Raw genomic sequence first — 22,343 nt, forward strand, 5'->3', positions numbered from 1 at the left:
ACTGTAGGGCAACCGACGGTCACGATGTTTAACGCGTGACTAATCCAGCATTAAGCGACGTTTAATTGAGAATGCATCTCCCGGACCGTGGCGCGGCTCATGCCTTGCCGCGCCACGGCGGCGGATCGAGGAACTGCCGCGCGGCTTCGAGAAAAACCCGTTGCCGCGCGGATCGGCCGGTGCGCGACGGCAACAGCGCCGTGACAGGCGCGGGCGGCAGGCTCCAGTCGGGCAGCAACCGGACGAGCTTGCCGTTCGCCAGCAGCGGGGCGACGTCCCATTCCGAGCGTTCCACGATCCCGAGCCCGGCCAAGGCCCAATCGGTGATGACGGTGCCGTCATTGGAGGACAGCGCGCCCGTGACGCGGATCACGGTCGACCGTCGGGACTCGTGTCGATCGTCGCCGCTCGGCGAGAAGCGCCATCGCGGAATGTCCTCGTCGTTCTCGCGCAGGCACAGGCAGTCGTATCGGGCCAGGTCGGACGGATGATTCAGTTCCTTGATGCGGCGTGCGTAGCCGGGGCTCGCGCACAGGAAGCGCTCGTTGGGCGCGAGCGGATAGCCGATCCACGACGAGGACTTGAGGCTGCCGACGTGCACGACCACATCGGCAGCCGATGCGCTCGTCAACGGGCTCTCCGACAGGTGGAGCGAAATTTCGAGCTTCGGATGCGCGCGTTGCACGTCGCGCACGATCCGCGCGACGTACTTGCGCCCGAAACCGAACGGGGCGACGACGCGCAGCGTGCCTTGCACGTCGCCGTGGTCGCCCGAGATGCTGACCGGCAGCGCCTCCACGCGCTCGAGGATATCGACGGCTTCCTGGTACAGCCGTTGTCCTTCGTCGGTCAACGCGATCCCTTGCGATTGCCGCACGGCGAGCCGTGCGTTCAATCGCGCCTCCATTCGCTGCAGGCGAATCGTGACCGCGGGCGGCGTGAGATCGAGCAGGCGCGCGGCAGCGGCCAGTGAACGCGACGCGCCGATTGCGCGGACGAGTCGAAGGTCGTCGAGGTCGAGCATTTCATGTCTCTTAATGCCGGTGTTGCCGAGCATTAAACCGCACATCACGCCGCGAATCCATCGATGCGGCGAAATGCCGGCGCGGATTCGGGCAACGGGGCTCGACGCCGTGATCGCGCCGCTGATGCTCACGAACGTTTATACGATGGCCGGCTCGCCGTCGGCCGCGTTGATCGTGCTGCTTGTGCTCGCGTGCCGGGGCCGGTCGCGCGGCCGGCCGGTGGTGGATCAACGGGCACGAGAAGCGGCGGATTTCGCTGGAAGAGTGCAGCACGGAGGGCGGTGCGGAACCGGCGGCGGATGCTGCGGCGCGCGTCTCGTGATCTCCGGCTGCACACCGCGTCACGCGTGCAGCCCGAAAATCATCGATCGATGCGCGGCGATCCCCGCCGTCACGCCGGATGCCGACGCGAACGTCGCGTTGGTCATCGGTGTCGACGCGTCGCCAGCCGCGAATACCCCTGCGACGCTCGTCTGCTTCCACGTATCGACTCGGACGACCGGACCAAGCGGCCCCTCGTCGAACGCGCAACCGAGTTGCTGCGCGAGATTGCTCGCCATTACCGTGCGCGCGCCGACGAACAGCGCATCGATCGGCACGACCTGCCCGTCGGCGAGCCGCAGCGCTTCGATGCGCGGTGCATCGCCCAGGATCTCAACGACCGGCGACCGCTCGATGCGCACGCCGCGCGCGTCGAGCAACGCGGATTCTTCTTCATTCGGATCGACCACGCCCTGCGTGAACCATGTCGTCGGGCCCCAGTCCGGAATCAGGATCGCCTGATGCACGGAAAGCGGATGCGTGGCGAGCACGCCGAGCCGCTGGCCACTTACCTCGTACCCATGGCAATACGGACAATGCAGCACGCTGATGCCCCAGCGTTCCGCGAGCCCCGGCAGCGCGGGCAGTTCGTCGCGGATGCCGGTCGCGAGAATCAGCCGGTCGGCGCTCGCGCGGCGGCCGTCCGATAGCGTCACGTGGAAGCGGCCGTCGGCATCGCGCTCGGCCGTGCTCACTTCGCCGTCGAACCGCTGCACGGTCGGATACGCGTCGAGTTGCGTGACGGCTTCGGCAACGATCTGCGCGGGCGGCTTGCCGTCCTGCCCGAAAAAGCCGTGCGCGTGTTCGGCAAAGCGGTTGCGCGGCCGGCCCGCGTCGATCACGAGCACGCGGCGTCGCGCCCGCGCCATCTGCATCGCGGCCGACAGCCCCGCAAAGCTGCCGCCGACCACGATCACTTCATGATGGTTATGCATGCATCCGCTCCTGTTCCTGAACCTGCGTGAATGACGGACGTGTCCCGATGGCGGCTAACTCATGAAACACGTGAAGTTGCATGATAGGGCGATGGTATCATTCATGCAACTTCAGAAGTTTCGAGAGAGGGGAGCGCCGCTCGTGAGAACCGACAGCCGTTTGTCGCGCATGCTGCATGCGCTGATCCACATGGACCAGGCCGACGGCCCGCTGACGTCGGAGGCGATCGCGACGATGCTGTGCACGAATCCGGTCGTCGTGCGGCGCTTGCTCGGCGGCTTGCGCGACTGCGGCTACGTGCAGTCGGAGAAAGGGCACGGCGGCGGCTGGGTGCTGAGCGTCGCGCTCGACGACATCACGCTGCTCGACGTCTATCGCGCGGTGGGCGAGCCGCCGCTGTTCTCCGATCTGGTGCCCGAGGACGAGCCCGAATGCCTGGTCGAACAGGCCGTCAACGCGCATCTGTCGGCGACGCTTAAGGATGCCGAAGCGTCGTTGCTGGCGCGCTTCGGCGAAGTCACGCTCGGCATGCTGTCGCGCGATTTCGAGGCGAAGGCCGCGCTGCGGGGCTACACGCGCTGACGCGCCGCAGCATCCTGATCGATCGTGCCTGACGTGCAATCCGGCGCGGCCCAAACCGTCGCGCTGCGATGTTCTGTCCCCCAACTTCTGCCCGGTTCGCCCGCCACAGGGCAAAATACGGGTTTTCCGCACCCGCGAGGGCGCGTTCGAATCACGCGCCGGGCGGCGGTTGTGCGCATAACGCACGCCGCCACCGGGCGCCCAGGCAAGATTGCTCGCCGTGTCGCGAGCCCACAGGAGTCCAGACCCCATGCCCGAATCCAACCTGTCCTTCTTCGGCCGGCTGTCGCTTGCCGTCGGCACGTTCTTCTCCGTGCTCGGCAACCGCGAGTTCGCGGCCGGCGTGCTGCGCGTGCGCGATGGCGCCCCGGCACCGGTCGCGCCGGCACCTGCAGCCGCACCGGCCCCGGCGCCTGCGCCCGTGAAGACCCCGGCGCCCGAACTGCGCGAAGCGAGCCCGCAGGCCGCGCTGCAACTGCTCGGCCTGCTGCAGCGCGATGCGCGCTTCATCGACTTCGTCGAGGAAGACATCGCCGGCTACGCGGACGCCGACATCGGCGCGGCCGCGCGCCTCGTGCACGACGGTTGCCGTGCGGCGCTGCGCGAGCACTTCACGATCGTGCCGGTGCGCGACGAAGCCGAAGGCAGCCGCGTGACGCTGCCGGCCGGTTTCGACGCGACGGCCGTGCGCGTGACGGGCAACGTGGTCGGCTCGGCGCCGTTCACGGGCACGGTCAGCCATCGCGGCTGGCGCGTCGCCGACGTGCGCCTGCCGAAGCTGACGGGCAGCCACGACGCATCGGTGGTCGCACCGGCGGAGGTGGAACTGTGAGCGATCCGCGCTATTCGATCGGTATCGACCTCGGTACGACCCACTGCGCGCTGTCGTACGTCGACAGCGCCACCAGCGACGGCGAAAAAATCACGCAGCAGGTGCTGCCGATCGCGCAGCTCACCGCGCCCGGCGCGCTGGAGTCGCGCGACCTGCTGCCGTCGTTCCTTTATCTGCCGCATGAAAGCGAACTGACGCAGGGCGACCTGACGCTGCCGTGGACGGCCTCGCGCGCGTTCGCGGTCGGCGAGATGGCCCGCACGCGCGGCGCCGGCACGCCGATCCGCCTCGTGTCGAGCGCGAAAAGCTGGCTGTGCCACCCGGGCGTCGATCGTCGCGCGGCGATCCTGCCGAGCGATGCGCCGCCCGAGGTATCGCGCGTGTCGCCGCTGGAAAGCTCGATCCGCTACCTGACGCACCTGCGCGAAGCGTGGGACCACGCGCATCCGGATGCGCCGTTCGCCGACCAGGACGTGACGGTGACGATCCCCGCATCGTTCGACCCGGCCGCGCGCGAACTGACGGCCGAGGCCGCGCGCGCCGCCGGCTACACGCGGATGACGCTGCTCGAGGAGCCGCAGGCCGCGCTCTATAGCTGGATCCAGAAGAGCGAAGGCGGCTGGCGCAAGCAGGTGCAGGTCGGCGACCTGATCCTGTGCGTCGACGTCGGCGGCGGCACGACCGACCTGTCGCTGATCGCGGTGGTCGAGCGCGACGGCAATCTCGAACTGCACCGCGTGGCGGTCGGCGAGCACATCCTGCTCGGCGGCGACAACATGGACCTCGCGCTCGCGCACGTGGTGGCGCGCAAGCTCGCGCAGCAGGGCACGCAGGCCGATCCGTGGCAGCTGCGCGCGCTCACGTACGCATGCCGCGCCGCGAAGGAAACGCTGCTGTCCGACCCGACGACCGACGCGGTGCCGCTCGTCGTGCCGAGCCGCGGCTCGAAGCTGATCGGTGGTTCGATCCGCACGGAGCTCACGCGCGCGGAACTCACGCAGACGATCCTCGAAGGCTTCTTCCCGCAGGTCGATGCGGCCGCGCGCCCGGTGAGCCGCGCGCGGGTCGGCCTGACGCAGCTCGGCCTGCCGTATGCGCAGGACGCGGGCATCACGCGCCACCTCGCGGCGTTCCTCGGCCGCCAGGTCGCGGCGCTCGACACGCTCGAAGGCGTGCAGCGCACGCTGCCGCAGGGCGCGACGTTCCTGCATCCGACGGCCGTACTGTTCAACGGCGGCGTGTTCAAGTCGGCGCTGCTCACGCAGCGCGTGCTCGATACGCTCAACAGCTGGCTCGCCGCCGAAGGCGCGCCGCCCGCGCGCCTGCTCGAAGGCGCCGATCTCGATCTCGCGGTCGCGCGCGGCGCGGCTTATTACGGCTTCGTGAAGCGCGGCCGCGGCGTGCGCATTCGCGGCGGCACGGCGCGTGCGTACTACGTCGCGATCGAATCGGCGATGCCCGCGGTGCCGGGGCTCGAACCGCCGGTGCAGGCGCTGTGCGTCGCGCCGTTCGGGATGGAGGAAGGCTCGGACGCGGCGCTGCCGCCGCAGGAATTCGGCCTCGTCGTCGGCGAGCCGGTGCAGTTCCGCTTCTTCGGTTCGTCGGTGCGCCGCCAGGATCAGGTCGGCACGCTGCTCGACTACTGGTCGCCGGAAGAATTGCAGGAGCTCGAGGAAATCCAGGCGACGCTGCCCGCCGAAGGGCGCACGACCGGCGAGGTCGTGCCGGTGAAGCTGCATGCGCGCGTGACCGAAGCCGGCACGCTCGAACTCGAGGCGATCCCGAGCGGCACGAACGAGCGCTGGAAGGTCGAGTTCGACGTGCGCGGCGCCGCCTGAGCACGATGAAGCGCTATACGGTCGGCATCGACCTCGGCACGAGCAATACGGTCGTCGCATACGTCGAGGCCGGCTCCGACGCGATCCGCGTATTCGACGTCGAGCAGCTGGTCGGCCCCGGCGCGGTGGCCGCGCAGCCGCTGCTGCCGTCGGTGCGCTATCACCCGGCGGCCGGTGAGCTCGCGGCGGACGCGTTGAGGTTGCCGTGGCAGGCGGCCGGCGCGCGAGACGCGGCCGCCCGTTCGGGCGGCGGCCGTGACGGCGGGGCAGTCGGTCGTGACAGCGGCGCTGGTGACGCGCTGCCGCCCGTGATCGGCCGTTACGCACGCACGCTCGGCGCGCAGGTGCCGGGCCGCCTCGTGACGAGCGCGAAGAGCTGGCTGTCGCATGCATCGGTCGACCGGCTCGCGGCGATCCTGCCGTGGGGCGCGGCCGACGGCGTCGACAAGGTATCGCCGGTCGACGCGAGCGCGAGCTATCTCGCGCATGTGCGCGACGCGTGGGACGCACGTTTTCCCGACGCGCCGCTCGCGAAGCAGGACGTGATCCTGACGGTGCCCGCGTCGTTCGACGACGGCGCACGCGCGTTGACGGTCGAGGCCGCGCGGCGCGCGAAGCTGCCGGCGCTGCGGCTGCTGGAAGAGCCGCAGGCCGCGTTCTACGACTGGCTGTACGGCCAGCGCGCGACGTTGCGCGACACCTTCGCCAATGCGCGGCGCGTGCTGATCTGCGACGTCGGCGGCGGCACGACCGACCTCACGCTCGTCGATGTCGCACCGGGCGACGACGGCGAGCCGACCTTTACGCGCGTCGGCGTCGGCAACCACCTGATGCTCGGCGGCGACAACATGGACCTCGCGCTCGCGCGCCTGGTCGAGACGCGGCTGACCGAGCCCGGTACGCGGCTGTCGGCCGCGAGCCTGTCGCAGCTCGTCGAGCGCTGCCGTGCCGCGAAGGAGCGGCTGCTTGGCGACGACGCACCGGCGTCCGTCACCGTGACGCTGCTCGGCGCGGGCAGCAAGCTCGTCGGCGGCGCACGCTCGGCCGAGCTGACGCGGCAGGAAGTCGAACAGATCGTCGTCGACGGTTTCTTTCCGCAGGTCGAGGTCGGCGAACTGCCGCGCCGTGCGCGGGCCGCGATCGTCGAATTCGGGTTGCCGTATGCGAGCGACCCGGCCGTCACGCGGCACGTCGCCGCGTTCCTGAACCGTCATGCGGAAGGCCCGCTGCCCGACACGCTGCTGCTCAACGGTGGCGTGTTCCGCGCGGGCGCGCTCGCCGGCCGTCTCGCGCAGACGCTCGGTGCGTGGCGTGGCGCGCCGCTCGACGTGCTGCACAACGCGCATCCGGACGTGGCCGTCGCGCGCGGCGCGGTAGCCTACGGGCTCGCGCGCGCCGGACAAGCGCCGCGCATCGGCGGCGGTTCCGCGCGCAGCTATTTCCTCGTGCTCGACGATGGCGCCGGCGGCTCGGCCGCGCGCGGCGTCTGCCTGCTGCCACGCGGGGCGGAAGAGGGCCGCGAGATCCGGCTCGAGGATCGTACCTTCGCGCTGCAGCTCGGGCAGCCGGTGCGTTTCCACCTCGTGTCGACGGTGGCCGAGACCGCATACCGGCCCGGCGATCTCGTCGAAATCGATGGCGGCGATTTCGTGCGGCTGCCGCCGATCGCGACGGTCGTCGAGCGACAGGCCGGCAGCGATGCGCGCGAAACGCCGGTGAAGCTCACCGCGTCGCTGACCGAGGTCGGCACGCTCGAAATGCATTGCATCGCGACCGACGACGCGGCACGCCGCTGGCGGCTCGAATTCCAGTTGCGCGGCGATGCGCCGGCGCACGGCGACGACGATGCGCCCGCGCGGCATCCGCGTCTCGACCAGGCCATCGAGCTGATCGAGCGCTCGTTCGGCAGCAAGGCCGCAGACGTAACGCCGAAGGACACGCGCCGGCTGCGCGCGCAGCTCGAACAGGTGCTCGGCGCGCGCGAAGAGTGGGACGTCGCGCTCGCGCGCGAACTGTTCGACGCGTTGCTAGCGCGGGCGCGGCGCCGCCGGCGTTCGGCCGATCACGAACGCGCGTGGCTGAACCTCGCCGGGTATTGCCTGCGTCCGGGCTTCGGCCATCCGCTCGACGCGTGGCGCATCGAGCAGCTGTGGCCGCTGTTCGACGACGGGATTCAATACGTGAACGACGGGCAGGTGTGGTCCGAGTGGTGGACGCTGTGGCGGCGCGTGGCCGGCGGCCTCGACGACGATGCGCAGACGCAGGTGCGCGACGCGATCGCGTTCCTCGAACCGTCCGACGACAAGCGGCGCAAGCTGCCGTTCGATCCGGGCAAGGTCGGCCCGGCCGACATGACGCGGCTGTCCGCGTCGCTCGAACGGCTGCCCGTCGAGCGCAAGATCGATCTGGCCGAGCGCCTGATCGCGCAATTGCAGAAGCCGGCCGACCGTGCGCTGTGCGCGTGGGCGCTCGGGCGCATCGGGGCGCGCCGACCGTTCTATGGCAGCGCGCACAGTGTCGTGCCTGCGGAAGTCGCCAATGGCTGGCTCGATGCGCTGTTCGCGCTCGACTGGAAGCAGGTCGAGCCGGCCGCGTTCGCGGCCGCGCAGATCGCACGGATGACCGGCGACCGTTCGCGCGACCTGCCGGACGATACGCGCGACGCGGTGATCAAGCGTCTGTCGGCCGCGAATGCGTCGGCTGCGTGGATCGACATGGTGCGCGAAGCGATCGCGTTCGACGAAGCCGACACGGCGCGCGTGTTCGGCGAGACGCTGCCGGCCGGGTTGAAGCTGCTGGCCGGTTGAGCGGCGCGACGGGCTCCGGTATCGTTCGGATGCCGGAGCATTTCGCGGTGTTGCCGATTCAATACCCTTCGAATAAGCAAACGGCTGCCGTTGCATTGCATCGGCAGCCGTTTGCGCTTTGTGAGCCTGCCGGTCAGATCTGCGGCATGGCCTCGCGCGACGATGCGGCTGACTCTACGATGCCGACGTCTGCGGCAGCGGCCCGCCGCGCGAGATGAATCCCCGCGAGCATGCAGCGCACCGACCCGCCGGCCAGTTCGATCGTCGGCACGTCGAGCGGCAGCAGCCGCGCGGAGCGCTCGATCGTCGCACGCTGGCCAGGTGTGAGGCAATCGAACGCACGTCGCGACAGCGCCAGCACGCGGCCGTTTCTTCCCGACAATTCCAGCGTATTGCCCGCGAAGTTCGCGATCTGCGACTGATCGAGCGCGATCACCGCGCGACCCGTTTCGGTCAGGCGTTGCGCGATTTCGGCGCGGCGCCGGCCGTCGGCGATCAGGTCGAGGCCGACCATCGCGAACTCGGTCGCGACGCTCATCATCACGTTCGTGTGATAGATGGGGCGCCCGTCGGCGTCGGCCGTATCGAAGCAGATCGGCTCGAAATTGAAGTGCGTGCAGAAGCGTTCGAGCGCAACCGGGTCGGCGCGGCGCGAACGCGCGGTGTACGCGATCCGCGCGACGTGGTCGAGCACCATCGCGCCCGTGCCTTCCAGGAATACGTCGTCGTATTCGAGACCCGAATAGTCGATCACGTCCTGCACGCGATACTCGGCCTTCAGCATCTCGACGACGTCCGCGCGCCGCTCGCGGCGGCGGTTCGGGCTGTGCATCGGATACAGCGCGACGTGGCCGCCCGGATGCGTCGAGAACCAGTTGTTCGGGAACACGGAGTCGGGCGTGTCGCGCTCGCCGTGGTCGTCGAACACGTGCACGCGCACGCCTGCATCGGCGAGCGCCTGCGCGGCGGCCGTGACTTCGTCGCGTGCGGCGGCGGATACCGACGACGTGTCGGCCGAGCCGCCGGCGGCCGTGCGCTGGAACGCGTTGTCGGCCGCGGTCTGCGGGTTCGACAGGAAACGGTGCGGCCGGATCATCACGACGGCGGCCGGCGCCTGGATCGATACGAGATTCATGGAAGTCACGAGCGAAAGGCAGGGAACCGGGCGGCGCAGGCCGCCCGTCGATGACGGTCAGCGCGCGAATGCGGCGACGGCTTCGGTGACGAATGCCGCGTGACCCTGCGCGATGGCTGCCGGATCGTCGATCAGCGCGAACAGGTTCTTCGGGTCGACGGCCGGCGGAATCAGCGCGATCTCGACCCCCGCGTTGTGTTGCTGCGCGAGCGCATACAGGTAGCGCAGCGCCGAGTAATCCTCGAGCGCGAAGCCGACCGAATCGAACACCGTGACCTCGTCCGCGCGTTCGCGGCCGGTCGTTTCGCGCTGCAGCACGCGCCACAGCTCGGTGACGGGGAAGTCGACCGGCATCTGCTGGATCTCGCCCTCGATGCGCGACTGCGGCTCGAATTCGACGAACACGCGGCCTGCACGCAGCACGCCCGCTTCGAGTTCGGTCTTGCCGGGGCAATCGCCGCCGACCGCGTTCAGGTGCATGCCGGGCTCGATCATGCCGGCCGTGACGATCGTCGCGTACGCCTTGTCGGCGGTGACGGTCGTTACGATATCGGCGCCGCGCACGGCATCGGCGGTCGACGCGGCGCGCACGACGCGCAACTTCGGATACGCGGCGAGGTTCTGCACGAGCTTGTCGGTTGCGAGCGGATCGACGTCGAACACGCGGATTTCGTCGATGCCGAGCAGCGTGTGGAACGCGATCGCCTGGAATTCGCTCTGCGCGCCGTTGCCGATCAGCGCCATCGTGCGCGAGTCGGGCCGTGCGAGCGCCTGCGCGGCGAGAACCGACGTGGCGGCCGTGCGCAGCGCGGTCGTCAGCGTGAGTTCGGCGAGCAGCAGCGGGTAGCCGGTATCGACTTCGGCGAGCGCGCCGAATGCCATTACCGTATGCATCCCGCGCGCCGCGTTGACGGGGTGGCCGTTCACATACTTGAACGCGAACAGCGACGCGTTCGCGACGGGCATCAGCTCGATCACGCCGTCGCGCGAGTGGCACGCGACGCGCGGCGACTTGTCGAACTCGGCCCAGTGCAGGTAATCGGCGCGCAGCGTGTCGACGAGTTCGCGCAGGAACGTCGTGACGCCGGTCCTGGCGATCAGGCGGGCGGTGGCGGGAACGTCGAGGAAGCGAGTCATCGGTCTGTCTCCATTGTCTTTGCCGGTACGGGTGTCCTGGCATTCCGGTCGACCGGGCGGTGCTTCGGCTCGGGCGCGGGCTTGCTGAAAAGCGGCGGCGCGGCGTATCCGGCCGGTCGATGGAGTCATTATTTCCGGGAGTCGAGCCAACAAAAAGACAGCAAAGGTGACAAATTTATCGATAGACTTGGCAAATTGCCAGCCGGTTCCGGCAGTTTGCCAGGTTCACACTGGTCGGAATGCGCCGTCTCCGGCACGCTGGCGGCTGGCTCACGCTCAACAGGAAGCCCCGTTCATGATCACGCTCGACGACGTCGACCGGCAGCTCATCGCGCTGCTGCGCGACAACGCGCGACTGCCCGTCGTCGCACTGGCGAAGGAATTGCGCGTCGCGCGCGCGACCGTGCAGAACCGGCTGACGCGGCTGGAGAAAAACGGCGTGATCGTCGGTTATACGGTGCGGCTCAAGCCGGCGGCCGAACGGCACCGGATCCGCGCGTTGATGTCGATCGCGGTGCAGGGCAATCGCGGCGCGGAAGTGGTGAAGGTGCTGCGCGGGCATCCGAACGTCGCATCGATCCACAGCACCAATGGGCGCTGGGATCTCGTCGCCGAATTGCATGCCGATTCGCTCGAGCATTTCGATCGCGTGCTCGGCGCGATCCGGCTGATCGACGGGATTGCGAGTACCGAGACGAGTATTTTGTTGTCGACGCACAAGGCGTGACGCGGGCATGGCCCGCGTGCAGGCGTGCTCGCAAGCGCGTCAGGCGCTTGCTGCCGACTCCGGAAACACCGGCTCCCCCAGCGTCAGCATCAACCGGTTCGCCCACGCGAAGATCGCGACCGCGTGCGACAGGTCGAGAATCTCCTCATGCGTCAGCCCTTCGGCTTCAAGCGCCGCGATATCGTCTGCGTCGATCGTATCGGGACGTTCGGTCAGCGCGATCGCATAACGCACGATCGCGCGTTCGCGTGCCGTCGTGCCGGCCGTCGCCGGATCGTCGAACACCTGCTCGATCGCATCGGTACGTTTCGCGAGCTGCGCGAAGCGCTGCGCATGCACCGACGCGCAATACACGCACCCATTCACGCGCGACACGGCCGTGCTGGCGAGTTCGCGCTCCGCGCGTGACAGCCCGCCGGGGCCATACATGATCGCGTTGAACACGCCCGAGCGCTGCCGCAGGATTTCGGGCAGGTGGACGAGCAGCAGGTAGTAGTCGGACGTTTTCGCCTGCGGGTGGCTCGCTTCGAGCACCGCAAGCTGATCTGGCGTCGCGGCATCGAGCGATACCGTATCGAGCCATGCGCGCCAGCCGAGCGTGTCGGACGTGAAGCCGTGGGCGGACGTCGTCATGCGGCCTCCTTGGCGGCACGTGCCTGAAGCGCTTGGGCGGCAACCGCGACGCGCAACTGATACGCGACGAACGCTACGAGCTGCGACAGCGCGACGATCGCGGGCGTCGTGAGTCCGGCCGACTTCAGCGCATCCAGGTCGGCGGGGCGCGCATCGGCGGGCGCGTGTGTCAAAAGCCGCGCATGAGCGAGGATCGCGCCAAGGCGCGGGGCGAGCGCGTCGAACGCATCGGCGTCGGCGCGCACGATGTCCTCGGCGGTGCCGCCCACGTCGAGCAATCGCGTTCGATACGTCGACGCCAGTGCGTGCGCGTTCGATCGTTGCGCGACATACCGCGCCGCATGCAGTCTTTCGACCAACGAAAGATCGGGCAACGCCGGATCGAACAGCGCGGCTTCGCTCTGCCGCGTATGGAGCAGCACCTTGTCGCGTGCTCGGCGCAGCGCGGTCACGGCATCGCCGTCGCGCAGGCCGGCCACCGCGCCGATCGTATCCGGCGCGGCGGCCGGCGTGATGGATTCAGTCATCGTTTTGGTTTCCCTTCGTCGTTTATGTGATCGATGAACGCGCGCTCATGCGTCGGCGTCGCGCCATTCGTCGCCTTGCAGCTCGGCGTTTGCATACGCGACGAGTGCGTCGTAGTGCCGGTCGCGGTCGGCGTCGAACAGCCGGCTCGCGATGCCGCGCGCGAGCCGTTGGGCGCCCGCGCTGATGGCCGGGATATCGCCGGACAGCTTGCCGTGGCTCAGGCTCGCCGCGTGGTTGAAGCAATGAATCCGCGTGACGGCCGGGCATGCCCCGCGCTCGCGTTCCTGGAACGCGAACGCGGGGCCGAGATCGGGCGATTCGGCGAGCTCGTCGAGCCATGCATCCGGTTCCGGTCGATAGCGATCCTTCCAGCGCCGCACGTGCCGCCCGAACGACGCGAACTCCGCGCGCGTCGTCCAGTCCGAATGAAAGCCCGTCGCGAAGATCAGGAAATCGACGGTGTAGCACCCGCGCGGTGTCGTCACGTCGAAGCCGTCCGCACGTTCGGCGAGCGTCTCGATCGGGCTGCCCGCATGAAAATGCGCGTGCTCGTGGCGCGACACGCGCAGCACGCTGTCGCGCGGCGGCGGCGTCTGCGACGTCAACGCGTAGTGCATGAAGCGCCACTTCGTCTCGTCGTCGAGATCGGCGTAGCCGTGCACGAGGCCCGGGCTGCCGATACCCGTCAGCTTGTTGATGCGCGGAATGTCCGCGCGGCGGAAGAACAGGTCGACGCGCGCGGCGCCGGCTTCGAGCGCGGTGCCCGCATTGTCGAATGCGGATGCGCCCGCGCCGACCACGCCGACGCGCTTGCCCGCGAGCGCCGCGAAGTCGATCGGCTCGGACGAGTGGGCCCAGCGCGTGCGCGGCGCGTGTTCCGCGACGGGCGGCACGTACGGGCCGCCGAGACCGTCGCGGCCGGTCGCGAGCACGACGTGCCGCGCGAGCAGGGTCTGCGCTTCGCCGTTGCCGTGCACATCGAGCGCGAGCAGCCCGTCGTCGCGTGGGCGCAGTGCGACGAGCGTCGTGTCGTTGCGTACCTGCAGGTCGAGCACGCGCCGATACCAGCGCAGGTAGTCCATCCATTGCGTGCGCGGAATCTTGTAGAGCGCATCCCACGCGTCGCGGCCGTATTGCGTTTCGAACCACGCGCGGAACGTCAGCGCGGGCAGGCCGAGCGCGGGGCCCGCGAGCTGCTTCGGCGAGCGCAGCGTCTCCATCCGCGCGAACGTGACCCACGGCCCTTCGTAGCCGGCCGGCGCGCGGTCGATCACGCACTGGTTGTCGATGCCGAGCAGGCGCAGTTCGGCGGAAGCCGCGAGCCCCGCCATGCCGCCGCCGACGATCGCGACGTCGAGCACGCGCGCGCCGTCGGCTTCGCGTGGCGGCACCCATGATGGCGCGGGCAGGTCGAGCCAGCGCAGGTCCTGCGCGAGCCGCGCTTCGAGTGCTTCAAGTGCATCGGGCGGCGTCGTCATGCGGCCTCCGGGCGGGTGCGGCGCGTACGTGTCGTGCGAGGCGGGTTTGGTGCGCGCTCGCTGCGCAGCCGGTCGACGCGCAGCAGCGCGTCGTGCGCGGCGGCGTCGTGAAAGGTCACGTCGTCGAGCAGCGCGCGCGTCGTGCGGTGCAGCGCGTCGAGCAGCGCATTGACGGCGGCCGTGCGCGCCTTGCCGGCCGGCGTCGCGACGCCGAACGCGAACGGGATGTCGACGTCGAGCGGGCGCGCGACGACGCCGTCCACCGGCAGCGCGACGCCCGTGGCTGGATCGACGATGCCGAGCCCGATGCCCGCGCGCGCGGCCATCACCGCATTCAGCGACGCATTGGTTTCGATGAACACGCGCGCATCGACGCGCGCGGCCGCGAATGCCGCGTCGATCCGCTGGCGCAGCCGGTGCCGGTTAGCGACCGTCACGATGCGGCGGCGCGCGAGATCGCGCAGCGCGATGCGCGGCTTCGCCGCGAGCGGGTCGCCGGCGGGCAGCACGGCGACGCATGGCGTCTGCGCGATCCAGTGCACGTCGAGCCCCGCGTGCGCCATCGGCAGCGTGACGACGCCGATATCCGCCGTGCCGGCCAGCACTTCATGCACGACGTGCTCGGCCGATTCGCTGCGCAACTGGTAGTGCGGCGCGTGCGTGCCGTCGGGCAGCGCGGCGAGCGCGGCCGGCACGAGCGTGGCCGCGAGCGACGGCGTCGCCGCGATGCGCACGGGTTCGGCCGTTTCGTCGCCGAGCGCGCGTGCTCGTGCCTCGATCGCGCGCAGGCCGACCAGCGAGCGCTCGACTTCCTCGTACAGCAGGAACGCGCGCCGCGTCGGCGTCACGCGCGGGCCGTGCCGGTCGAACAGCGCGTAGCCGAGATCGGCTTCGAGCTCCTGGATCTGCCGCGTGACGGACGGCTGCGAGCGGCCGAGCAGTTCGCCCGCGCCGGTCACGCTGCCGGCCGACATGACCGCGGAAAAGGCTTCGAGTTGATGCAGCTCCATGACGCGTTCCGATGATGCGAATTGCGCATTGTAGGAGTGTGAGCATGCGCGATTCATATAATGATTTTTGCTATCGACAGCGCGAAAACTGCGAAGCATGTGATCGCCGTGATGGCTGGAGATGCGTACATGGGCATCGGCTGCGAGCGATGGCGCGCGGGAAACCGCAATCGAATCAACGCGATGCGATGCACGCAGATGCACATCATGATGCGCCGCGTGCAAACGGCCTTCCGCGCGCGTCATCCGCTTCGCGCCGCACGCGATATCGATATGCGCAAAACTTCGTTGGAACGCCCCGAGCAGGATGGTTACATGCCCTCACTCTTTTCGACTGACTGAAGGTGGGGGCGGCATGAACGTTTCGGGGAACGACGCACGCGGCGCATGGCGGCGCGTACTGGGCACGGTGGCGGCACTCGCTGCCGCATGGGGCTTGTCGACGGGCGGCGCGCTCGCGGCGGGCGTGTCGGGCGAGCCGGTCGTGGTCGGCGTGAGCGGGCCGCTCACGGGCCAGGACGCGCAATACGGCGAGCAATGGAAGCGCGGCTTCGATCTCGCGCTCGACGAGATCAACGGCAGCGGCGGCATTCACGGCCGGCCGCTCGCGATCGATTTCCAGGACAGCCGCAGCGATCCGCGCCAGGCGGTGGCGATCGCGCAGAAGTTCGTCGCCGATCCGCGCATCGCGATCGAGCTCGGCGATTTCTCCAGCGCGACGTCGATGGCTGCTTCGCCGATCTACCAGCGCGGGCAACTGATCCAGTTCGGCTTCACGAACTCGCATCCGGATTTCACGAAGGGCGGCGATTACCTGTGGAGCACCGCGCTGAGCCAGGCCGAGGAGCAGCCGCTGCTCGCGCGCTACGCGGTGAAGGAACTCGGCTTCAAGCGGATCGCGGTGCTGTACCTGAACACCGACTGGGGCCGCACCAGCAAGGACATCTTCGCGAAGGCGGTGGCCGGGCTCGGCGCGCAGGTCGTCGCGGCCGAGGGCTATCAGCCGGCGGAGAAGGATTTCCGCTCGACGCTCGTGCGGATCGGCGCGTCGAAGCCCGATTCGATCGTGCTGATCTCGTACTACGCGGACGGCGCGCAGATCGTGCGGCAGGCGCGCACATCGGGCGTCGTGCTGCCGATCGCGGCGGTCGGCTCCGTGTATTCGCCGAAATTCCTCGAACTGGGCGGCGCGGCCGTCGACGGCGTCTATACGGAATCGAACTTCTTCCCGGCCGAGCCGCGCCCCGAGGTGCAGGCGTTCGTGCAGCGCTATCGCGCGAAATTCCACGCCGATCCCGATTCGTTCGTTGCGCGCGCATACGACGCGCTGATCCTGTCGGCCGAGGTGCTGCGCCGCTACGGCACGACGCGGCAGGCCGCACACGACGGCTTCGCGAAGGTGAAAGACGTGCCGAGCGTGATCTTCGGCAAGGTGCGCTTCGATCCGCAGACGCGCCGCGTCGCGGGCGCGCGCACCGTGTATCTGGTCGTGAAGCAGGGGCAGTGGGCGCTGTGGGACGGCGCGAAGCCGCAGCTCGCCGCGCGCTGATTCCGAATCAACCGCATGCAAGTGACGGACGCATCGTGATGGCATCCTGGCTCGACTACACGCTCAATGGCCTCATCGTCGGCAATATCTACGCGCTGCTCGCGGTCGGGCTCGCGCTGATCTTCGGCGTGTCGCACCTGATCAACTTCGCGCACGGCTCGGTCTACATGGTCGGCGCGTTCATCGGCTGGCTGTGCCTGACGCGCTTCGGGCTGCCGCTGCCGGTCGCGCTCGCGGCGGTCGTCGTCGGCTGCGGCGCGCTCGGCATCGCGATCGAGCGGATCGGGCTGCGGCCGCTGCGCCATGCGGCGCGGATCGCACCGCTGCTCGCGACGATCGGCATCAGCTTCATCCTCGACCAGCTCGCGCAGCTCGCATTCGGCGCGGACCCGCGTGCGGTGCCGACGCCGCTGCCCGACTGGCACGTGCGGATCGCCGGCGCGACGCTCGGCTCGCTCGACCTGCTGATCGCGGGCATCGGCATCGCGGCGGCCGCGCTGCTGTATGGCTTCCTGCGTTTCACGCGGCTCGGCTGGGCCGTGCGCGCGACTGCGCAGGATCGCGATGCGGCGCTGCAGATGGGCGTCGACGTCGACCGCGTGAACCAGACCGTGTTCGCGATCGCGTGCGCGCTCGGCGGCGTGAGCGGGCTGCTGGTCGGCATGTACTACAACAGCATTGATCCGGCGATGGGCTTCCAGGCGACGCTGAAGGGCGTGGTCGCGCTGCTGATCGGCGGGCTCGGCAACGTGCCGGGCGCGATCGCGGGCAGCCTGCTGCTCGGTCTCGTCGAAAGCTACGGCGTCGCGCTGTTCGGCACGAGCTATCGCGACCTGTTCGCGTTCGGGCTGCTGATCGTGTTCCTCGTGTGGCGGCCGAACGGCTTGTTCAGCGCGAACCGCGCGCTGCCGCCCGAGCCGATGACGGGCACCTTCCTCGCGGCCGCGAAAGTCGTGCGCGTGCCGCGGCCGGTGCTCGCCGGATTGGTCGCGCTGGCGGCCGTGCTGCCGTTGCTCGGTGCGTCGCCGTACGTGCTGCAGACGCTGACCAACGCCTGGCTGTACGGCCTGCTCGCGCTGAGCCTCACGCTCGTCGCAGGCACGGTCGGGCAGATTTCGCTCGGGCATGCGGCGCTGCTGGTGATCGGCGCGTATGCGTCGGCGCTGCTGTCGTCGGATCTCGGTTGGTCGCCGGCCGTGACGATCCCGTGCGCGGGCGCGATCACGGCCGTGCTCGGCACGCTGCTCGTCTATCCGGCGTTCCGGCTGCGCGGACACTACGTGTCGATCGCGACGCTCGGCATCGGCGAAGTGGTGAGCCTCGTGATCCTGAACTGGGACGGCCTCACGCGCGGCCCGCTCGGCATCACCGGCATCGCGCCGCTGCCGTGGGCGACGACCGCGCGCGCCGCATACTGGTTCACGTTCGCGGTGCTCGTGGTGTTCGCGCTCGTGCAGGTTCGGCTGCTGCGCTCGCATCTCGGGCGCACGCTGCGCGCGGTGCGCGAAGACGACGTTGCCGCACGCGCGCACGGCATCGCACCGAACCGCTACAAGGCGATCGCGTTCGCGGTCGGCGGCGTGGCGGCCGGCGTGAGCGGCGGCATCGCCGCGCACCTGTACAGCTACATCAATCACCAGACCTTCGATTCGCAGGTGTCGATCCTCGCGCTGACGATGGTGATCCTCGGCGGGCTCGGCAACGTGCTCGGCGGCATCGCCGGCGCGGTCGCGCTGATCGGGCTGCCCGAGCTGTTCCGCTGGGCGGCCGACTACCGGATGCTGATCTACGGCGTCGTGCTGCTGCTGCTCGTCCGGTTCCGGCCGCAGGGCCTGCTCGGCACGGTGTGAGGAGGAATGCGATGACCACCACCCGACCCTTGCTCGACGTGCAGGGCCTGACGCGCCGCTTCGACGGCGTGACCGCACTCGACGGTGCGAGCCTGACGCTTGCCGACGGCGAACTGCTGAGCGTGATCGGGCCGAACGGCGCCGGCAAGTCCACGCTGTTCAACCTGATCGCGGGCGCCGACCGGCCCGATGCCGGCCGCGTGACGTTCGACGGCCGCGACATCACGGGCATGGCGCCCGAGCGGCTCGCGGCGCTCGGCATTGCACGCACGTTCCAGCACGGCCGCGTGTTCGGCAACCTGAGCGTGCTCGACAACGTGCTGATCGGCGCGCATGCGCGGCTGCGCGCGGCCCGGCCCGGCTGGCCCGCGCTCGGCGCGGCGGCCGAAGTGCTGCGCGCGCTCGTGCGGCCCGCATCGGTGCGGCGCGAGGAAGCGGCGCTGCGCGACGAGGCGCGCGCGATCGTCGCCGGGTTCGGCGAACGGCTCACGCCGCGCATCGATCATCCGGCGCACAGCCTGTCGTACGCGAACCGGCGGCGCGTGGAGATCGGCCGCGCGCTCGCGCTGCATCCGCGCCTGCTGCTGCTCGACGAACCGACGGCCGGGATGAACGAGACGGAAACGGCCGAGATGCTGCAACTGATCCAGTCGCTGAAGGCGCGCGGCCTGACGATCCTGCTGATCGAGCACAAGCTCGAACTCGTGATGCGCGTGTCCGATCGCGTGATGGTGCTCGACAACGGCGTGAAGATCGCCGAAGGCGCGCCGCGCGACGTGCGGCACGATCCGCGCGTGATCGAGGCGTACCTCGGCCGTCGCCATGCGGGCGGTGCGGCCGCGGAGCGCACGACGCAGGCGGCAGCATGAACACGCTTTCTTCCGGACCCGACACGACCATGACCGACGCACTGCTGAAACTTGAACACCTCGATACGTTCTACGGGCCGGTGCAGGTGCATTTCGACGTGAACTTCGAAGTGGGCCGCGGGCAGATCGTGAGCCTGCTCGGCGGCAACGCGAGCGGCAAGTCGACGACGATGAAGCTCATTCTCGGGCTGATGCGGCCGCGCCGCGGCGTCGTGCGTTTCGACGGTGACGACGTGACGGCGCTCGCGACGCCGCAGCGCGTGCGGCGCGGGATCGCGGCCGTGCCCGAGGCGCGGCGGCTGTTCGGCGACATGAGCGTGCGGGAGAACCTGCTGATGGGTGCGTATACGCGCGGCGACCGCGCGGCGGTGGCGGAGGATTACGAACGCGTGCTCGATCTGTTTCCGCGCGTGAGGGAGCGGCTCGCGCAGCGCGCAGGCACGCTGTCGGGCGGCGAGCAGCAGATGCTCGCGATGGCGCGCGCACTGATGGCGCGGCCGAAGCTGATCTGCATGGACGAGCCGACGATGGGGCTGTCGCCGCTTTACGTCGACAAGGTGCTCGAGCTGATCGATGCGATCAACAAGCAGGGAGTGGCGGTGTTCTTGGTCGAGCAGAACGCGAGCCTCGCGCTGGAGATCGCGCACTACGGGTATGTGCTGCAGACGGGGCGCGTCGTGCTCGAAGGGCCCGCTAAGGCGCTGCTCGACGATGAGCGCGTGCGCGATGCGTATCTGGGTGGCGAGGCGGTGGCGGCATAGTCGGCGTGGCTCGTGGCGCCTCCCGGGGGCGTCGCGAAAAACTGCGATGCACACCGAAATGTCAGGCGGATTAGCGCTGGGTCACCATCACCGTAGTGGGAGCGCTGCGCGGTGCGGAACGCAACGCGGCTGCTGTCGCTGACCACAGCGGCGATTGACGGCTGCGGCTCACCGGTATCCGATCGGCCGCGTGCCCGATTCCGCCGGCCTACGCTCCGCCCGCACCGATCCCCGCCGCCCGCGGAAACGTCAGCACCACCGCGAACCCGCCCGCGTTCGGAAACGCGAACCCGACGCGTCCGCCATGCGCCTTCATCACTTCCTGAACGATCGCGAGCCCGAGGCCCGACCCCGTGCGCCGCTCGCTGCCGTCCGGCGCGAGCCGCACGAACGGCTGCAATGCGGCGTCCCAGTGCTCGCGCGGAATCCCGCGGCCGTTGTCGGTGACGGTCAGCGTGACCGCATCATCGGCGTTGCCCGAGGTCGCGACCGATACGACGATGTCGTCCGCATGACCGTGCAGCAGCGCGTTGTGCAGCACGTTCGACAGCGCTTCCTGCAAGCTGATCGCATCGCCGTCGATCCACGCAAGCGGCGCATCGCTCGCGAACGCGACCGCAACATCGCGCTCGTCAGCGAGTGGAATCGTGCGGCCGAGCACGTCCTTCGCGAGCGCGACGAGTTCGACCGGTTGCAGCGGCACGGCCTCGATGCGATGGATCACCATCGCATGATTGAGCAACTGGCCGGTGAGGCGGCCGACGTCCGCGCTGGTCGCGCGCAGCGCATCGAGGCGTGCCGCATGGCGCGCGGGATCGGATTCGCCGTCGAGCAGTTCGATCTGCGCGTCGAGCCGCGCGAGCGGCGTGCGCATCTGGTGCGCGGCGTCGGCGATGAAGCGCTGCATCGCGTTGATGCGTTCGGCCAGGCGGTGTATCAACCCGTTGATCGACCCGATGATCGCGTCGATCTCGCTCGGCGTGTCGACGGCCACCGGCCGCAGGTCGGCCGGGTCGCGCGCGGCGATGATCGTGCCGATCTGCGCGAGCGGGCGCAGGCCGCGCCGGATCGCGAGGCCGCTTGCGCCGATCGCGAGCACGCTCATCAGCAGGATCAGCGTCCACACCTTGATGCTCATGTCGTTGGTGAGCTGCTGGCGCGCGTTGGTGGTTTGCGCAACGGTCACGAGCGCCCAGCCCGGCGTGCTTTCCTCGGGCATGTAGCGCGCGATGGTCGCCGTGCGGATGCGGTGCCCCTGGTACACGGCGTTCGCGAATGCGGGGCCCTGTTTCGCGGCGGCGAGTGTCGCGGGGCTCGCGAGATCGTTGTAGCCGGCCACGACGACGCCGCGCGAATCGACGACCTTGTAGTAGACGAGGTCGTAGCGCGACAGCGTCGACAGCGCGGCCACCGGCGGATTCAGTGCGAGCACGCCGCCTTGCACGTAGAGGTTTTCCGCGACCTGGATCGACGCGCCGGCGAGCAGCTGGTCGTACGCGCGTTCGGCCGCGACGCCCGCGTAGTAGCGCGCGATCGCCGCGAGCGCGAGCGCGCCGGTCGCGACGACGAGCGCGATGAAGAGCAGCGTGCGTCCGAACAGCGTCTTCGGGAACCAGTCAATGCGCGGCAATCTGATACCCCATCCCGCGCGCGGTGCGGATCTCGACCGAGCTGCCCTGCAGCTTCCTGCGCACGCGCGTCACATACTGCTCGACCGCGTTCGCGGTCGGCTCGTTGCCGAAGCTGAACAGCTGGTTCAGCAGTTCTTCCTTCGAGAAGATGCGCTGCGGTCGGCTCGCGAGGATTTCGAGCAGCGCGAATTCCTGGCGCGACAGCGACAGCGGCTGGCCGTCGAGCTCGGCGAGGCGGCTGCTGCGGTCGATCACGAGGCCGCCGAGCGTCAGCACGTCGTTCGCGTGGCCGCTGTTGCGGCGCAGGAGCGCCTGCACGCGCGCATCGAGTTCGCGGTAGTCGAACGGCTTCACCAGATAGTCGTCGGCGCCGAGGCCGAGGCCGCTCACGCGGTCGTCGATCGCCGAGCGCGCGGTGACGAGCAGCACGGGCGTCGTGCTGCCCGACGCGCGCAGGTTGCGCAGCACCGCGAAACCGTCCATGCCGGGCAGGTTCGCGTCGAGCACGACGAGGTCGAAGCGCTCGACGCGCAGCAGCCCGTTCGCGGTCGCGCCGTCGGCTTCGAGATCGACGGCGTGGCCGAGCCGCGCCAGGCGGCTGCGGATCGCCGCGCCGATTTCGGCATCGTCCTCCACGACGAGAATGCGCATGGTGCCGTTTTGCAGGTGGGTGGATTAGGGGTTTTCCCGGGGC

The 22,343-nt window shown here is 69.4% G+C and carries 20 protein-coding genes; 10 read left to right on the top strand and 10 right to left on the bottom strand.

The features are described from left to right. Positions 1-97: 97 nt before the first annotated feature. Both DM992_RS28565 and DM992_RS28575 read right to left on the bottom strand, forming a co-directional pair. Positions 98-1,057 carry a LysR substrate-binding domain-containing protein gene (locus tag DM992_RS28565; protein ID WP_111019603.1) on the bottom strand — a complete coding sequence of 320 codons (960 nt, stop codon included), beginning with the start codon at positions 1,055-1,057 and terminating at the stop codon, positions 98-100. A gap of 309 nt (positions 1,058-1,366) precedes the next feature. Then, on the bottom strand, positions 1,367-2,281 hold the full coding sequence (locus tag DM992_RS28575) for an NAD(P)/FAD-dependent oxidoreductase (RefSeq protein ID WP_111019604.1): 915 nt from the start codon (positions 2,279-2,281) through the stop codon (positions 1,367-1,369). Positions 2,282-2,423: 142 nt separating this feature from the next. Here DM992_RS28575 and DM992_RS28580 point away from each other — a divergent pair, with 142 nt between their 5' ends. The 4 genes from DM992_RS28580 (at position 2,424) to DM992_RS28595 (ending at position 8,341) form a co-directional block, all read left to right on the top strand. Next, on the top strand, positions 2,424-2,864 hold the full coding sequence (locus tag DM992_RS28580) for an Rrf2 family transcriptional regulator (RefSeq protein ID WP_034182055.1): 441 nt from the start codon (positions 2,424-2,426) through the stop codon (positions 2,862-2,864). 250 nt (positions 2,865-3,114) lie between these two features. Further along, positions 3,115-3,696 carry a DUF2760 domain-containing protein gene (locus DM992_RS28585; RefSeq protein ID WP_111019605.1) on the top strand — a complete coding sequence of 194 codons (582 nt, stop codon included), beginning with the start codon at positions 3,115-3,117 and terminating at the stop codon, positions 3,694-3,696. Then, a complete protein-coding gene (locus DM992_RS28590) occupies positions 3,693-5,534 on the top strand; it encodes an Hsp70 family protein (protein ID WP_111019606.1) in 1,842 nt (613 codons plus the stop codon). Before DM992_RS28585 ends, DM992_RS28590 begins: the two co-directional genes overlap by 4 nt. Positions 5,535-5,539: 5 nt before the next feature. Continuing rightward, positions 5,540-8,341, top strand: coding sequence for an Hsp70 family protein (locus tag DM992_RS28595; RefSeq protein WP_111019607.1), 2,802 nt, complete (start codon positions 5,540-5,542; stop codon positions 8,339-8,341). A gap of 133 nt (positions 8,342-8,474) precedes the next feature. Here DM992_RS28595 and DM992_RS28600 read toward each other — a convergent pair whose 3' ends face one another. Together DM992_RS28600 and DM992_RS28605 are read right to left on the bottom strand one after the other, a co-directional pair. Then, on the bottom strand, positions 8,475-9,476 hold the full coding sequence (locus DM992_RS28600) for an arginine deiminase-related protein (RefSeq protein ID WP_111019608.1): 1,002 nt from the start codon (positions 9,474-9,476) through the stop codon (positions 8,475-8,477). A 57-nt stretch (positions 9,477-9,533) separates the two neighbouring features. Further along, entirely contained in the window at positions 9,534-10,613 is a 1,080-nt protein-coding gene (locus tag DM992_RS28605; RefSeq protein ID WP_111019609.1) for an ornithine cyclodeaminase, read from the bottom strand. Positions 10,614-10,908: 295 nt separating this feature from the next. Here DM992_RS28605 and DM992_RS28610 point away from each other — a divergent pair, with 295 nt between their 5' ends. Beyond that, positions 10,909-11,340: an Lrp/AsnC family transcriptional regulator gene (locus DM992_RS28610; protein WP_006753967.1), complete on the top strand. Its 432-nt coding sequence runs from the start codon at positions 10,909-10,911 to the stop codon at positions 11,338-11,340. 39 nt (positions 11,341-11,379) lie between these two features. Here DM992_RS28610 and DM992_RS28615 read toward each other — a convergent pair whose 3' ends face one another. From DM992_RS28615 to DM992_RS28630, 4 genes are read right to left on the bottom strand one after another with little or no spacing between them, the layout of a single operon-like run. Next, a complete protein-coding gene (locus tag DM992_RS28615) occupies positions 11,380-11,973 on the bottom strand; it encodes a peroxidase-related enzyme (RefSeq protein WP_111019610.1) in 594 nt (197 codons plus the stop codon). Continuing rightward, positions 11,970-12,500, bottom strand: a complete 531-nt coding sequence (locus tag DM992_RS28620; protein ID WP_111019611.1) for a hypothetical protein — start codon at positions 12,498-12,500, stop codon at positions 11,970-11,972. Before DM992_RS28620 ends, DM992_RS28615 begins: the two co-directional genes overlap by 4 nt. Positions 12,501-12,545: 45 nt before the next feature. Continuing rightward, positions 12,546-13,979, bottom strand: coding sequence for an NAD(P)/FAD-dependent oxidoreductase (locus tag DM992_RS28625; RefSeq protein WP_111019612.1), 1,434 nt, complete (start codon positions 13,977-13,979; stop codon positions 12,546-12,548). After that, complete coding sequence (locus DM992_RS28630) at positions 13,976-14,989, bottom strand: LysR family transcriptional regulator (RefSeq protein ID WP_111019613.1); 1,014 nt, start codon at positions 14,987-14,989, stop codon at positions 13,976-13,978. The genes DM992_RS28625 and DM992_RS28630 overlap by 4 nt, the downstream gene beginning before the upstream one ends. A 60-nt stretch (positions 14,990-15,049) precedes the next feature. Here DM992_RS28630 and DM992_RS41870 point away from each other — a divergent pair, with 60 nt between their 5' ends. The 5 genes from DM992_RS41870 to DM992_RS28650 are packed head-to-tail and all read left to right on the top strand — an operon-like array spanning position 15,050 to position 20,018. Next, positions 15,050-15,331, top strand: coding sequence for a hypothetical protein (locus DM992_RS41870; protein ID WP_162631753.1), 282 nt, complete (start codon positions 15,050-15,052; stop codon positions 15,329-15,331). A 13-nt stretch (positions 15,332-15,344) separates the two neighbouring features. Continuing rightward, positions 15,345-16,538, top strand: a complete 1,194-nt coding sequence (locus DM992_RS28635) for an ABC transporter substrate-binding protein (protein ID WP_111019614.1) — start codon at positions 15,345-15,347, stop codon at positions 16,536-16,538. A 38-nt stretch (positions 16,539-16,576) separates the two neighbouring features. Continuing rightward, entirely contained in the window at positions 16,577-18,388 is a 1,812-nt protein-coding gene (locus DM992_RS28640; protein WP_111020450.1) for an ABC transporter permease, read from the top strand. 11 nt (positions 18,389-18,399) lie between these two features. Then, entirely contained in the window at positions 18,400-19,257 is an 858-nt protein-coding gene (locus DM992_RS28645; RefSeq protein WP_111019615.1) for an ABC transporter ATP-binding protein, read from the top strand. Next, entirely contained in the window at positions 19,254-20,018 is a 765-nt protein-coding gene (locus DM992_RS28650; protein WP_111019616.1) for an ABC transporter ATP-binding protein, read from the top strand. The genes DM992_RS28645 and DM992_RS28650 overlap by 4 nt, the downstream gene beginning before the upstream one ends. Positions 20,019-20,226: 208 nt before the next feature. Here DM992_RS28650 and DM992_RS28655 read toward each other — a convergent pair whose 3' ends face one another. Together DM992_RS28655 and DM992_RS28660 are read right to left on the bottom strand one after the other, a co-directional pair. Further along, positions 20,227-21,648 (bottom strand): sensor histidine kinase, encoded by a 1,422-nt coding sequence (locus DM992_RS28655; protein ID WP_111019617.1) that lies wholly within the window; start codon positions 21,646-21,648, stop codon positions 20,227-20,229. Further along, positions 21,635-22,300: a response regulator transcription factor gene (locus tag DM992_RS28660; RefSeq protein ID WP_111019618.1), complete on the bottom strand. Its 666-nt coding sequence runs from the start codon at positions 22,298-22,300 to the stop codon at positions 21,635-21,637. Before DM992_RS28660 ends, DM992_RS28655 begins: the two co-directional genes overlap by 14 nt. Positions 22,301-22,343 lie beyond the last annotated feature (43 nt).

The organism is Burkholderia sp. JP2-270 (genome assembly GCF_003233675.1).
GTDB lineage: Bacteria > Pseudomonadota > Gammaproteobacteria > Burkholderiales > Burkholderiaceae > Burkholderia > Burkholderia pyrrocinia_C.

Bases quoted from the DNA above. Each gene is read 5' to 3' on its own strand.
- DM992_RS28595 (WP_111019607.1), top strand. From the start codon at position 5,540: ATGAAGCGCTATACGGTCGGCATCGACCTCGGCACGAGCAATACGGTC.
- DM992_RS28600 (WP_111019608.1), bottom strand. From the start codon at position 9,476: ATGAATCTCGTATCGATCCAGGCGCCGGCCGCCGTCGTGATGATCCGG.
- DM992_RS28615 (WP_111019610.1), bottom strand. From the start codon at position 11,973: ATGACGACGTCCGCCCACGGCTTCACGTCCGACACGCTCGGCTGGCGC.
- DM992_RS28565 (WP_111019603.1), bottom strand. From the start codon at position 1,057: ATGCTCGGCAACACCGGCATTAAGAGACATGAAATGCTCGACCTCGAC.
- DM992_RS41870 (WP_162631753.1), top strand. From the start codon at position 15,050: ATGATTTTTGCTATCGACAGCGCGAAAACTGCGAAGCATGTGATCGCC.
- DM992_RS28620 (WP_111019611.1), bottom strand. From the start codon at position 12,500: ATGACTGAATCCATCACGCCGGCCGCCGCGCCGGATACGATCGGCGCG.
- DM992_RS28630 (WP_111019613.1), bottom strand. From the start codon at position 14,989: ATGGAGCTGCATCAACTCGAAGCCTTTTCCGCGGTCATGTCGGCCGGC.
- DM992_RS28585 (WP_111019605.1), top strand. From the start codon at position 3,115: ATGCCCGAATCCAACCTGTCCTTCTTCGGCCGGCTGTCGCTTGCCGTC.
- DM992_RS28635 (WP_111019614.1), top strand. From the start codon at position 15,345: ATGAACGTTTCGGGGAACGACGCACGCGGCGCATGGCGGCGCGTACTG.
- DM992_RS28645 (WP_111019615.1), top strand. From the start codon at position 18,400: ATGACCACCACCCGACCCTTGCTCGACGTGCAGGGCCTGACGCGCCGC.
- DM992_RS28575 (WP_111019604.1), bottom strand. From the start codon at position 2,281: ATGCATAACCATCATGAAGTGATCGTGGTCGGCGGCAGCTTTGCGGGG.
- DM992_RS28660 (WP_111019618.1), bottom strand. From the start codon at position 22,300: ATGCGCATTCTCGTCGTGGAGGACGATGCCGAAATCGGCGCGGCGATC.
- DM992_RS28650 (WP_111019616.1), top strand. From the start codon at position 19,254: ATGAACACGCTTTCTTCCGGACCCGACACGACCATGACCGACGCACTG.
- DM992_RS28625 (WP_111019612.1), bottom strand. From the start codon at position 13,979: ATGACGACGCCGCCCGATGCACTTGAAGCACTCGAAGCGCGGCTCGCG.
- DM992_RS28610 (WP_006753967.1), top strand. From the start codon at position 10,909: ATGATCACGCTCGACGACGTCGACCGGCAGCTCATCGCGCTGCTGCGC.
- DM992_RS28640 (WP_111020450.1), top strand. From the start codon at position 16,577: ATGGCATCCTGGCTCGACTACACGCTCAATGGCCTCATCGTCGGCAAT.
- DM992_RS28605 (WP_111019609.1), bottom strand. From the start codon at position 10,613: ATGACTCGCTTCCTCGACGTTCCCGCCACCGCCCGCCTGATCGCCAGG.